The organism is Pseudomonas fluorescens, from assembly GCF_040448305.1.
Taxonomy (GTDB): Bacteria; Pseudomonadota; Gammaproteobacteria; order Pseudomonadales; family Pseudomonadaceae; genus Aquipseudomonas; species Aquipseudomonas fluorescens_BH.
This window is the reverse complement of record NZ_CP148752.1, coordinates 1,331,494-1,344,025: the sequence shown is the minus strand read 5'-3', so window position 1 is coordinate 1,344,025 and position 12,532 is coordinate 1,331,494. Positions and strand designations below refer to the sequence as shown.

Here is a 12,532-nt window from a genome sequence, read left to right as displayed (position 1 = left end):
TGAAATAACCTTGTACCCCGCTTGCGCGGCCACCTCCCGCTCACTAACGTAGCGCCTTTATTTCGCGCCGCCTCTACCCCCGCAGGAGCTTTGCCATGGCCTCGCCAGCCCTTACTCATTTTCTACCCCGGTTCGGCGTTGCCGCAGCAGTGGCCGGTGTCTTGAGCCTGACCGGTTGTCAGAACTTCAACGCCCAGGACACCCTCCCGCCAACCTCCGGCGTACAACCGCTCAAGGGCCTGGCGCAGAGCGTTTCGGTGCGTCGCAATGCCATGGGCATGTCGCTGATCGAAAGCAACAGCTTCCACGACGCGCTGTTCACCCTCGGATACGTGCATGCCAGCGACCGCATCACGCAGATGGCCACCCAGCGCCTGCTGGCCCAGGGCCGTTTGGCCGAGATGCACGGCGCCGAACTGCTGGATGCCGACCGTTACATGCGGGCGGTCAACCTGAAGAAAAGTGCAGGCGAGTTGTACAAGGCTTCTTCGCCGCGCCTCAAGCGTTTCTTCGAAGTCTATGCGCGCGGGGTCAACGCCTACCTGTTCCGCTACCGCGACAAACTGCCGGCGGATCTGGCAGCCACCGGCTACAAGCCTGAGTACTGGCAGCCGGAAGATTCGGCGCTGATTTTCTGCCTGTTGAACTTCAGCCAGTCGACCAACCTGCCGGAAGAAATTTCCTCGCTGGTACTGGCCCAGACCGTTACCACCGACAAACTGGCGTGGCTGACGCCGTCGGCTCCCGACGAAAAACTGCCGGCCGCCGAAAGCGAAAAACTGCAAGGCCTCAAACTCAACGGGCAAGTACCGGGGCTGGCCGAACTCAGTAAGGCCACTGGCCAACTGTCGGACCTCAACCTGCTGGGCGCCACCTCGTCGAACAACTGGGCCATCGCCCCGCAACGCAGCCGCAGTGGCAAAAGCCTGCTGGCCAGTGACAGTCACGGCCCGCTGGGCGTGCCTTCGCTGTTCAGCTACGTGCAGATTCGCACGCCGAAATATCAGGCGTCCGGCGTGACCATCGCGGGCCTGCCGATGGTGCTTGGCGGCTTCAACGGCAAGGTGGCGTGGAGCATGACGTCCGTGATGGGCGACAACCAGGACCTGTTCCTGGAGAAGATCAAGCGCCAGGGCAGCGGGCTTACCTACGAAAACGCCGGGAAGTGGCAGCCGGCGATCGTGCGCAACGAAACCTATTTCGTCAAAGGCCAGCGGTCGATTCGCGAAGCGGTGTACGAAACCCGCCATGGCCCGCTGCTCAACAGCGCCCAGGGCACCACGCTGGCCAATGGTTTCGGCCTGGCCTTGCAGACGCCGAACTTCACCGACGACAAGACCCTGGACGCGTTCTTCGACCTGTCCCGCGCCCAGACCGTCGAGAAAGCTTCGGATGCCAGCCGCGAAATCCGCGCCATTGCGCTGAACCTGGTGTTCGCCGATGCCAGCCACATCGGCTGGCAAGTCACCGGTCGTTACCCGAACCGCCGAGAAGGCGAAGGCCTGCTGCCCTCGCCGGGCTGGGAAGGTAGATACGATTGGGACGGTTACGCCGACCCGATGCTGCACCCGTACGACCAGGACCCGGCCCAGGGCTGGCTCGGCACCGCCAACCAGCGGGTCATTCCCCATGGCTACGGCATGCAGTTGTCCAACTCCTGGGCAGCTCCGGAGCGTGGCGAGCGCCTGGCCGAACTGGCCGGCGCAGGCAAACACGACAGCCGCAGCCTGATCGCCATGCAATACGACCAGACCACCACTTTCGCTGCCAAGCTGAAGAAAATGTTCGAAGCGCCGGGCATGGCCCAGCCGCTCAAACAAGCCATGGACGCCTTGCCGGCGGCCGATCGCGCCAAGGCACACGAAGCCTACAGCCGCTTGATGGCGTTCGACGGCAAGCTCGGCCCGACCTCCACCGATGCGGCTATCTACGAACTGTTCCTGCAGGAAAGCACCCGGCAGATCTTCCTCGACGAACTGGGCACGCAAAGCAGCCCGGCGTGGAAAGCCTTTGTCGCCGACGGCAAGCTGTCCTACGCGGCCCAGGCCGATCATTTACTCGGGCGTGAGGACAGCCCGTTCTGGGATGACGTGCGCACCGCACAGAAAGAAGACAAACCGGCGATCCTCGCTCGCAGCCTCGCCGCCGCGATCAGTGCCGGCGACAGCCAGTTGGGCGGCGATCACAAAGCCTGGCAGTGGGGCAAACTGCATCGCTATGAATGGAAAAACAGCAGCGGCCAGACCGTACGCGGACCGCTGCCGGCCGGTGGCGATCACACCACGCTCAACACCGCCGCCTTCGCCTGGGGCCAGGACTTCAACACCACGCTGGCGCCAGCGATGCGCTTTTTCGTCGACTTCGGCCAGTCCGAACCGCTGATGGCGCAGAACGGCACCGGTCAATCCGGCAACCCGGCCAGCCCGAATTACCTCAACAGCATCGAACCGTGGCTCAAGGGCCAGTACATGAGCCTGCCGATGCAGCCGCAGAACTTCGACAACGCCTATGGCAAGGCGCGGTTGACGCTGACTCCAGGAAAGTAACCCAGCCCTTTACTCGCTCGCGATGGCGCAAGGACAAGTCGACGAGGTAGAGAGCCTGGTGACCCTGCTCAGTCAAACCGTTTTTTGTGGCGAGATGATTTGGTGCACCCATTTCCCTGCGCCCGTTTTCGTGCATAAATCTGTCTCCGGCCATTTCCAAGCACCTTTTAAAACGCTTGTTCGGCACTCTGGTTCGGAAATTGCTACTTTCAACAGGTCTTACGCTTTCCAGTAACAATAATTCTGCGCCACAAGCGCTCATATTGGTTTTTAGGGATTGAATAATGAAAAAAGCATTGCTGACCCTTTCTGCACTGGCGTTGTGCATGGCTGCTGGCTCCGCCATGGCGAAGGAGTACAAAGAACTGCGTTTCGGCGTTGACCCTTCCTACGCACCGTTCGAGTCGAAAGCGGCCGATGGCAGCCTGGTAGGCTTTGACATCGATCTGGGGAACGCGATCTGCGCCGAGCTGAAGGTCAAGTGCAAGTGGGTCGAAAGTGACTTCGATGGCATGATTCCGGGCCTGAAAGCCAATAAATTCGACGGTGTGATCTCGTCGATGACCGTTACCCCGGCCCGTGAAAAAGTCATCGACTTCTCCAGCGAGTTGTTCTCCGGTCCAACCGCCTACGTGTTCAAGAAAGGCTCCGGCCTGACCGAGGACGTCGCTTCGCTGAAGGGCAAAACCGTAGGCTACGAGCAAGGCACCATCCAGGAAGCCTACGCCAAAGCCGTTCTCGACAAGGCCGGCGTGAAAACCCAGGCCTATCAGAATCAGGATCAGGTGTATTCCGACCTGACTTCCGGCCGTCTCGACGCAGCGATCCAAGACATGCTGCAAGCCGAACTGGGCTTCTTGAAGTCACCAAAAGGTGAAGGCTACGAAGTCAGCAAGCCCGTCGACAGCGAACTGCTGCCTGCCAAAACAGCGGTCGGTATTAAGAAAGGTAACACCGAGCTGAAAGCACTTTTGGATAAAGGTATCAAAGCGTTACACGATGATGGCACCTACGCCACCATTCAGAAGAAACACTTTGGCGATCTGAATCTGTACAGCGGCAAATAATGCCCGGCGCCCATCTCTCGATGGGCGCTTTTTTCATCCGATCAGGTTGCTGATTTATGTTCGAAACCTTATTAGAAAATCTGGGGCTCTCTGCCTTCAGCCTCAAGGGCTTCGGTCCGCTGCTGATGCAAGGCACCTGGATGACGATCCAGTTGTCGGCGTTGTCGCTGTTGCTGGCCGTGTTGCTCGGGCTGCTCGGCGCCAGTGCCAAGTTGTCAAAAGTCAAACTGATGCGCGTGCCTGCCCAGCTCTACACCACACTCATTCGCGGCGTTCCGGACCTGGTCCTGATGCTGCTGATCTTCTACAGCCTGCAAACCTGGCTGACCTCGTTTACCGATTACATGGAATGGGAATACATCGAGATCAACCCGTTCAGCGCCGGGGTCATCACCCTTGGCTTCATCTACGGTGCGTATTTCACTGAAACCTTCCGTGGCGCGATTCTCTCGGTCCCAAGGGGTCAGGTCGAAGCGGCCACCGCCTATGGTCTCAAGCGCGGCCAGCGTTTCTGGATCGTGGTGTTCCCGCAGATGATGCGTTATGCCCTGCCGGGTATCGGTAACAACTGGATGGTGATGCTCAAGGCCACGGCCCTGGTGTCGATCATCGGCCTCGCCGACCTGGTCAAGGCTGCCCAGGACGCCGGTAAAAGTACCTATCAGCTGTTTTATTTCCTGGTGCTTGCCGCGCTGATCTACCTGGTGATCACCAGCGCGTCCAACGTCATCCTGCGCTGGCTCGAACGTCGTTACTCCGCCGGGACCCGGGAGGCCGTACGATGATCGAACTCCTGCAGGAATACTGGAAACCCTTCCTCTATAGCGACGGCAGCAACATCACCGGCCTGGCCATGACCATGTGGCTGCTCAGCGCGTCGATCTTCATCGGTTTCATCGTGTCGATCCCGCTGTCCATCGCCCGTGTATCGCCGCACTTCTACATCCGTTGGCCGGTGCAGTTCTATACCTACCTGTTCCGTGGTACGCCGCTCTATATCCAGCTGCTGATCTGTTACACCGGGATCTACAGCCTGGCCGCCATTCGGGCCCAGCCAGTACTGGACGCATTCTTTCGCGATGCGATGAACTGCACGATCCTGGCATTCGCCCTGAACACCTGCGCCTACACCACGGAGATCTTCGCCGGGGCCATTCGCAGCATGAACCACGGTGAAGTCGAAGCGGCCAAGGCTTACGGCCTGACCGGCTGGAAGCTGTATGCCTACGTGATCATGCCATCGGCATTGCGTCGCTCGTTGCCGTACTACAGCAACGAAGTGATTCTGATGCTGCACTCGACCACCGTGGCCTTCACCGCGACCATCCCGGACGTACTCAAAGTTGCTCGGGACGCCAACTCGGCGACCTTCCTGACCTTCCAGTCGTTCGGCATCGCCGCGCTGATCTACCTGACCGTCACTTTTGCGCTGGTCGGTCTGTTCCGCCTCGCCGAACGCCGATGGCTGGCCTTCCTCGGGCCGACCCACTAGCACTCAACCTGCTTCAGGAAACAACAGATGCGCCACCTGAAACATGACCTGCTGGCCCCGCTGCCGGGGACCGCACGACAGATCCACAGTTTTCACTTCGGCCCTCAACCGGCCAACGGCAAGATCTACATCCAGGCCTCCCTGCACGCCGACGAAATGCCCGGCATGCTGGTGGCCTGGCACCTCAAGCAGCGCCTGGCGGAGCTGGAAGCCGCCGGACGCCTGCGCAGCGAAATCGTGCTGGTGCCCATCGCCAACCCGGTGGGCCTGGAACAGGTGCTGATGGATGTGCCGCTGGGCCGCTACGAGCTGGAAAGCGGCCAGAACTTCAACCGCTGGTTCGTCGACCTCAGTGAGGAAGTCGGCAACGTGATAGAGGGCAAGCTCGGTGACGATCCGCAGCACAACCTGCAACTTATCCGCAGCAGCCTGCGCGATGCGCTGGCCCGGCAGAGCGCCGCCACCCAATTGCAATCCCAGCGCCTGACCCTGCAACGGTTGGCCTGCGACGCCGATATGGTGCTCGACCTGCATTGCGATTTCGAAGCGGTCGCTCACCTCTACACCACGCCGGATGCCTGGCCGCAGGTCGAGCCGCTGGCCCGTTATATCGGCGCCGAAGCCAGCCTGCTGGCAACCGATTCCGGCGGTCAGTCGTTCGACGAATGCTTCACCCTGCTCTGGTGGCAGTTGAAGGAGCGCTTCGGCGAGCACTTCGACATTCCGCCGGGCAGTTTTTCGGTGACCGTCGAATTGCGCGGTCAGGGCGACGTCAATCACCCGCTGGCGAGCCTCGATTGCCAGGCACTGATCGATTACCTGATCCATTTCGGCGCGATCGCCGGCGAACCCGCGCCCATGCCTGACCTGCCCTATCCGGCGACACCGCTGGCCGGTGTAGAACCGGTGGCCACGCCCGTCGGCGGCCTGCTGGTGTTCACCGCGCGGCCGGGCCAGTACCTGGAAGCCGGGCAACTGATCGCCGAGATCATTGATCCGATCAACGATCGCGTCACCCCCGTTCACTGCTCCGCCGCCGGGTTGATGTACGCCCGTTCGCTGCGCCGCATGGCCACTGCCGGCATGGTGATCGCCCACGTCGCGGGCACCGAAGCCTATCGCAGCGGCTATCTACTTTCGCCTTGAGGATGCACGCCCCATGTACAAATTGACCATCGAAGGCCTGCATAAAAGCTACGGCGACCATGAAGTTCTCAAAGGTGTTTCGCTCAAGGCCAAGACCGGCGACGTCATCAGCCTGATCGGCGCCAGCGGCTCGGGTAAAAGCACCTTTCTGCGCTGCATCAACTTCCTGGAACAACCCAACGACGGCGCCATGAGCCTCGACGGGCAGAACATCCGCATGATCAAGGATCGTCACGGCATGCACGTGGCCGACGCCGATGAACTGCAGCGGATTCGCACCCGCCTGGCCATGGTGTTCCAGCACTTCAACCTGTGGAGCCACATGACGGTGCTGGAAAACATCACCATGGCCCCGCGCCGGGTGCTGGGCTGCGACAGGAAAGAAGCCGAGGACCGCGCCCGGCGCTACCTCGACAAGGTGGGGCTGGCGTCCCGTGTGGCGGACCAATACCCGGCCTTCCTGTCCGGCGGTCAGCAACAGCGGGTAGCGATTGCCCGCGCACTGGCCATGGAGCCGGAAGTCATGTTGTTCGACGAACCGACCTCGGCGCTGGACCCGGAACTGGTGGGTGAAGTGCTCAAGGTGATCCAGGGCCTGGCCGAAGAAGGCCGGACCATGATCATGGTGACCCATGAAATGAGCTTCGCCCGCAAAGTGTCGAGCCAGGTGCTGTTTCTGCACCAGGGCCTGGTTGAGGAAGAAGGCGCGCCGGAAGAGGTGCTGGGCAATCCGAAAAGCGAGCGGTTGAAGCAGTTCCTGAGTGGCAACCTGAAATAGCCGCCGGGAGGAGAAGTGGAAGCCGGGTTGCCGGCTTCCAACATCAGTCAACCGCTATGCCGCCGCCTCGTTTTCCAGCCTGAAACTGCCATTTTCCACTTGCAGACCATTAGCGTCCGTCCCACTGAAGCGCCCGGCAAACTGCGCGTCACCTCCCACCGTCAACTCGAGCGTTCCTGGGTAAAGCTCTGCCTCCGAGTTGCCGATCACATGGATGACCATGGGAGATCCCTCGTTGAGCCCCAGGCTGAAGCTGCCACTCTGGATGCTCATCGGCAAGTACACGTAGAACGCAGTCCCCTGACCGTTATCCGCCTCAATGCAATGAATGTCTGACCGCTGATAGAAATCGAGTCCATCCGTTACGCGAAACTGCATGGAGCCGTCTGTCGTGATTACATCGGCACTCAAATGTCCCGATCGATTTGCGCTCATCTGAATGTTCCTTTTCATATTCGAAGTTAACTGCCTGACGCCCTCTGCTAACGGCCCAAGGGCACGCAGCTCCTGAATAGAACCACAGCCGTGCCCGTCAGTTGGTTTCCACGACAGACACAGTTACTTCCGAATATGTGCAGGCTGATTGATTGCACGCCTGCTTGCTGAAGACGACAACCGCAGTTCACCGGCCATGGGTAGCGGAAATCGAAAATCAGACAACAGGCGCAGGCGGCGGCTCATCCGGCAGCGTAGGCTCGCCCGGTTCATTAGGCTGTTCGTTCGGGGTATCAGGATCAGGCTGGCCGGGGATACCCCCTGCCATGCTGACGGGCGGATGTGCCAACAAGGACCAGGCCAGAATGCCAACCTGATTGGGTTCAAGCCTTGCCAGTTCGGCACTGATTCGCGGATCGATCTTCATTCGGCACTCCTGAGCGATGACCCGACCCGCCTTGCGCGGATCGGAACAGTACACCCCATAGAGTGTACGCCCGCTCAGGAATTCCCGGCATTTGCCGGACGGTTGACTCAGGTGCGCGGCAGGGTCACGCCACGCTGGCCCTGATACTTGCCACCACGGTCCTTGTAGGACACTTCACATTCTTCGTCAGACTCAAGGAACAGCATCTGCGCCACGCCTTCGTTCGCGTAGATTTTCGCCGGCAGATTGGTAGTGTTGGAGAACTCCAGGGTCACGTGACCTTCCCACTCAGGCTCGAGCGGCGTGACGTTGACGATGATGCCGCAGCGCGCGTAGGTGCTTTTACCCAGGCAAATGGTCAATACATTACGCGGAATGCGGAAATATTCGACGGTGCTGGCCAGGGCGAAGGAGTTCGGCGGAATGATGCACACGTCGCTGTGGATGTCGACGAAGCTGCCGGCATCGAAGTTCTTCGGGTCGACGATGGCCGAATTGATGTTGGTGAACACCTTGAAATGATTGGTGCAACGCACATCGTAGCCGTAGCTCGACACCCCGTAGGAGATCACACGGCTATCGTCGCTGCCGCGCATCTGGCGCTCGACGAAAGGCTCGATCATGCCGTGTTCCTGCGCCATGCGGCGAATCCACTTGTCCGATTTGATGCTCATGGCGGGTGTCCTGAATAGCGAGGTCGAAAAATTCTGTCCGGCATCTTACCGGTCGCGCCGCCGGGTTCAAAGTCCGCGGTGCAATTCTCGCCGAACAGGCTGGAATTACCTGCGCTGGCGACGAACCGTCACACCGCCGATCCTTAAAACAGAGAAACCTTCGCAAGAAGCATTGGCACGTTCAGGAAAAAGGGTTAAGGTGGCGTCACTGTGCTGCTTGTGTCACTGAGAATCTCTACACGATATGTTGAATTTCGATCCAACCATCTACAAGAATTTTTCCTGCTCTTTGCACTCAGTCTCGGCCAGGGTTCTTCCTGAGTCGCAGTTATCTTTGTTCAAGGAGTTACACCATGTCTAATCGCCAAACCGGTACCGTTAAGTGGTTCAACGATGAAAAAGGCTTCGGCTTCATCACTCCACAATCCGGTGACGACCTGTTCGTTCACTTCAAAGCTATCCAATCCGACGGCTTCAAAAGCCTGAAAGAAGGCCAACAGGTTTCTTTCATCGCTACCCGCGGTCAGAAAGGCATGCAAGCTGAAGAAGTTCAAGTTATCTAACTTGTACTTGCTTTAGTAAAAAGCCTCGCCCTCAACAGCGGGGCTTTTTTGTGGGCGAGTGTTTTGTCCACGCAAAAAAAGATCGCCGCCTTCGACAGCTCCTGCAGTATCAACCCGGGAGCTGTCGAAGGCGGCGATCTTTTGATGCTCTTACCAGGTCACGCCAAACCCTGCGGTGTAGCGTGTCTTGTCCAGATCCGAATCGTCGGTGCCGCTGATGATGTCGCGCTCCGCCTTCAGGTTCAGGGAAGCCCAGTCAGTCACCTTGTAGCGCAACCCCATCTCGGCATCGAGTGCGTAGTCGGCCACACCCGACAGCGGCTTGCCGACCTCACCATTGGTGAAGAACTCGACACGCTTGCCAACCAGGTAGCGGTTGTAGTCCCACTTCATGGCCAGGGCGTAGAAATTGTCCTTGCTGCCATCGGAGAATTCATAGTCCGTGCGGTTGATCAGCGAGCCAAGGGAGAACGCCCCGAGTTCGTTATCCCAGAACTGATAGCCGGGACCGGTACCGACGGTGCGTTGCCGGGAAAGGTCTTCGACCTTGTCGCGCTTGTAGACCAGGCGCCCCTGCCAAAACCATTGGTCGGTCAGGAATCGGTCGATGGAGTACTCCGCCCGCCAGTTGTCCGTGGTCACCACTTCGTCCTGGAACTCACGGTTGTATTCACCTTCAGCGGTGTGCCGCCAGCGACCGTGTCGCGCACTGGTCTTGAAATCGATGCCGTAGTCATCGGTGTCGTTTTCCGCCCGCTGGTAATCCAGCGCGACATCGACGTTGCCTTTCCACACCAGATCCTCGACCACCGGTTTTGGCTTGAGAATCTGCTGGATGCTTGCCAGCTCGACCGTCTTCGGTACCTCGCCGTTGGCCAACGTGACCTTGCCGGCGTCCGCCGCTTTCAGCGACTTGGCTCTCTCGCCACTGTAGGCATCCTGCTTGACCAGCAACTCCTGATCACTGTCCAGGGTCTTGACCTGCTTCCAGTCGATCGTCACCGCACCGGCGTACTCGGTCTGGATCAGCAGCTTGCCGCCATCGAACAGCGTGATCTTGCCGCTCAGTTTGTCACCGTTCTTCAACCACACGGTATCGGCCAGCAAGGGAGAGGATGCGCCAAAGACGGCGAGACACAGCAGGGATCTGGACAACATAAACAAAATACAGGCTCAGGCTTGCGAGAAAAGTCGGCATTATCCGTAGGAACAAGGCGCTGACAAGGACTGACCCGACTATTTCTGTTGAGTTCATTTCTCAACTTCCTGCGCAGGAATTACTCTACAGATGGTAAAGCAAACCTCTTCAGGACTGACGGACGTGACCGATCCAACCGATGAATCCGAGAGCGCAGCGCAAATCCGACGCACGGCGCTGTATTTGACACTCGCCCAAGTACCGGAGGGCAAAGTCGTCAGCTACGGCCAACTGGCCGAGCTTGCAGGACTGGGTCGCGCCGCCCGCTGGGTAGGCCGCACCCTCAGTCAGTTGCCGAGCGACAGCAAATTGCCCTGGCATCGCGTTCTGGGTGCAAACGGGCGTATCAGCCTGCCGGTGGGCAGTCCTTCGGGTGATGAGCAGCGCGCACGATTACGCATGGAAGGCATCAGTATCCTGAATAATCGTGTTGATATTCAGCGCCATGGCTGGCGTCCGGTAGAGCACAGCGGTTAGAGTGCGCGCTTTGTTTCCGTATTTCTTGAGGCAGACTCCAGCCCATGCCCCGTAAAACCTGGCGCGCCGCGCTCGCCGCTTATGCCAGCCCTTCGACACTCGTGCTGTTGCTGCTTGGTTTCGCCGCCGGCCTGCCCTACATGCTGGTGTTTTCGACGCTTTCGGTCTGGCTGCGTGAAGCCGGCGTGGCGCGTGAAACCATTGGCTATGCAAGCCTGATTGGCCTGGCGTATGCCTTCAAATGGGTCTGGTCACCCTTGCTTGACCAATGGCGACTGCCATTGCTCGGCAAGCTCGGTCGACGACGATCCTGGCTCGTGCTGTCCCAGGCACTGGTCATCCTTGGCCTGATCGGGATGGGTTTCTGCGACCCGCAAAAGCATTTGTCCTGGCTGATCGCCATTGCCGTCGTCGTCGCTTTCGCATCAGCGACGCAGGACATCGCGGTAGACGCCTATCGCCTGGAAATCGCCGAAGACAACCGCCAGGCCGCACTCGCCGCCAGTTACATGTCCGGTTACCGGGTCGCTGCGCTGCTGGCTACTGCAGGCGCGCTGTACTTCGCCGAAGGCTTTGGCTCCACCGGCTTCAACTACAAGCATTCGGCCTGGGCCGGCACTTACATCCTGTTCGGAGTGCTGATGGTCCCGGCACTGCTGACCTCCATGTTCATGCGCGAACCACCGGTGCCATTGCGCACGCAACTGCAGGCCGGTCGTTACAGCTTCGTGCATCAATTGGCGTCGGTCTTCGTGCTGATCGTGTTGCTGGTTTCGGTACCGGCGATGTTCACCCAGTTCTACAACACCGACTTCGCCAGCGTGCTGTTCCAGGGCGTGAGCCTGCTTGACCTGCTGCTCGAAGACCGCGCCTTCCTGCGCGCGATCCTCTACACCACCCTCACCGCCCTGTGCCTTTCGGCCATGGGCCGCCGTGGCCTGGCGCCAGTGCTGACGCCGGTAAACGACTTCATCCTGCGATACCGCTGGCAAGCGCTGCTGCTGCTCGGCTTGATCGCCACCTATCGGATGTCCGATACGGTCATGGGTGTGATGGCCAACGTGTTCTACATCGACCAGGGCTTCACCAAGGACCAGATCGCCAGCGTCAGTAAAATCTTCGGCCTGATCATGACACTGGTCGGCGCCGGCATGGGCGGCCTGCTGATCGTGCGTTTCGGTATCCTGCCGATCCTGTTCATCGGCGGTATCGCATCCGCGGCGACCAACATCCTGTTCCTGATGCTCGCCGACATGGGCCCCAACCTGAACATGCTGGTGCTGACCATCTCCCTGGACAACTTCAGTTCAGGCCTGGCGACCTCGGCCTTCGTGGCCTACCTGTCGAGCCTGACCAACCTCAAGTTCTCCGCCACCCAATACGCCCTGCTCAGCTCGATCATGCTGTTGCTGCCACGCCTGATCGGCGGCTACTCCGGGGTCATGGTGGAAAAATTCGGTTACCACGACTTCTTCCTGATTACCGCCCTGCTGGGCGTCCCGACCCTGCTGTTGATCGCCTTGCACTGGTTCCAGGAGAACCGCCGCGCAGGCCCGACACCGACACCGGAACCGGTGCAGACCCCGGTCGCCGAAGAATCGTAGGCTCTTTACGCAGGAAGAATCGCAGAGGGCCGAGTAAATCGCGCCCTCCTGCCACACCACCGACCGCATGCCTGTACGCCAGCGGAACTCGCCCGTACAATGCTCCGTCATTTCTCGTCATCAGC

The 12,532-nt window shown here is 59.6% G+C and carries 13 protein-coding genes; 9 read left to right on the top strand and 4 right to left on the bottom strand.

The window, feature by feature from the left end; genetic code table 11:
- Nucleotides 1–95: 95 nt before the first annotated feature.
- From WHX55_RS06010 to WHX55_RS05985, 6 genes are all read left to right on the top strand, one after another.
- Entirely contained in the window at nt 96–2,546 is a 2,451-nt protein-coding gene (locus WHX55_RS06010) for a penicillin acylase family protein (protein ID WP_353742228.1), read from the top strand.
- A gap of 284 nt (nt 2,547–2,830) precedes the next feature.
- On the top strand, nt 2,831–3,613 hold the full coding sequence (locus WHX55_RS06005) for a transporter substrate-binding domain-containing protein (RefSeq protein WP_057716127.1): 783 nt from the start codon (nt 2,831–2,833) through the stop codon (nt 3,611–3,613).
- A 56-nt stretch (nt 3,614–3,669) separates the two neighbouring features.
- Nucleotides 3,670–4,398: an ABC transporter permease gene (locus WHX55_RS06000; RefSeq protein ID WP_150754169.1), complete on the top strand. Its 729-nt coding sequence runs from the start codon at nt 3,670–3,672 to the stop codon at nt 4,396–4,398.
- Nucleotides 4,395–5,105: an ABC transporter permease gene (locus WHX55_RS05995; RefSeq protein WP_150754170.1), complete on the top strand. Its 711-nt coding sequence runs from the start codon at nt 4,395–4,397 to the stop codon at nt 5,103–5,105. Before WHX55_RS06000 ends, WHX55_RS05995 begins: the two co-directional genes overlap by 4 nt.
- 27 nt (nt 5,106–5,132) lie before the next feature.
- Complete coding sequence (locus WHX55_RS05990) at nt 5,133–6,251, top strand: succinylglutamate desuccinylase/aspartoacylase family protein (RefSeq protein ID WP_150754171.1); 1,119 nt, start codon at nt 5,133–5,135, stop codon at nt 6,249–6,251.
- Between the two features lie 13 nt (nt 6,252–6,264).
- Nucleotides 6,265–7,029 (top strand): ATP-binding cassette domain-containing protein, encoded by a 765-nt coding sequence (locus tag WHX55_RS05985; RefSeq protein WP_150727640.1) that lies wholly within the window; start codon nt 6,265–6,267, stop codon nt 7,027–7,029.
- A gap of 54 nt (nt 7,030–7,083) precedes the next feature.
- Here WHX55_RS05985 and WHX55_RS05980 read toward each other — a convergent pair whose 3' ends face one another.
- The 3 genes from WHX55_RS05980 to dcd form a co-directional block, all read right to left on the bottom strand.
- Nucleotides 7,084–7,464, bottom strand: coding sequence for a hypothetical protein (locus WHX55_RS05980; protein ID WP_353742227.1), 381 nt, complete (start codon nt 7,462–7,464; stop codon nt 7,084–7,086).
- A gap of 217 nt (nt 7,465–7,681) precedes the next feature.
- On the bottom strand, nt 7,682–7,891 hold the full coding sequence (locus tag WHX55_RS05975) for a hypothetical protein (protein WP_150727641.1): 210 nt from the start codon (nt 7,889–7,891) through the stop codon (nt 7,682–7,684).
- Between the two features lie 107 nt (nt 7,892–7,998).
- Nucleotides 7,999–8,565: a dCTP deaminase gene (gene dcd, locus WHX55_RS05970; protein ID WP_007940589.1), complete on the bottom strand. Its 567-nt coding sequence runs from the start codon at nt 8,563–8,565 to the stop codon at nt 7,999–8,001.
- A gap of 353 nt (nt 8,566–8,918) precedes the next feature.
- Here dcd and WHX55_RS05965 point away from each other — a divergent pair, with 353 nt between their 5' ends.
- Nucleotides 8,919–9,128, top strand: coding sequence for a cold-shock protein (locus WHX55_RS05965; RefSeq protein ID WP_002554837.1), 210 nt, complete (start codon nt 8,919–8,921; stop codon nt 9,126–9,128).
- A 150-nt stretch (nt 9,129–9,278) separates the two neighbouring features.
- Here WHX55_RS05965 and WHX55_RS05960 read toward each other — a convergent pair whose 3' ends face one another.
- Entirely contained in the window at nt 9,279–10,286 is a 1,008-nt protein-coding gene (locus WHX55_RS05960) for a DUF481 domain-containing protein (protein ID WP_150757319.1), read from the bottom strand.
- 163 nt (nt 10,287–10,449) lie between these two features.
- Here WHX55_RS05960 and WHX55_RS05955 point away from each other — a divergent pair, with 163 nt between their 5' ends.
- Complete coding sequence (locus WHX55_RS05955) at nt 10,450–10,803, top strand: MGMT family protein (RefSeq protein WP_150727643.1); 354 nt, start codon at nt 10,450–10,452, stop codon at nt 10,801–10,803.
- Nucleotides 10,804–10,847: 44 nt separating this feature from the next.
- Nucleotides 10,848–12,407 carry an AmpG family muropeptide MFS transporter gene (locus tag WHX55_RS05950; protein WP_150727644.1) on the top strand — a complete coding sequence of 520 codons (1,560 nt, stop codon included), beginning with the start codon at nt 10,848–10,850 and terminating at the stop codon, nt 12,405–12,407.
- Nucleotides 12,408–12,532: the final 125 nt, after the last annotated feature.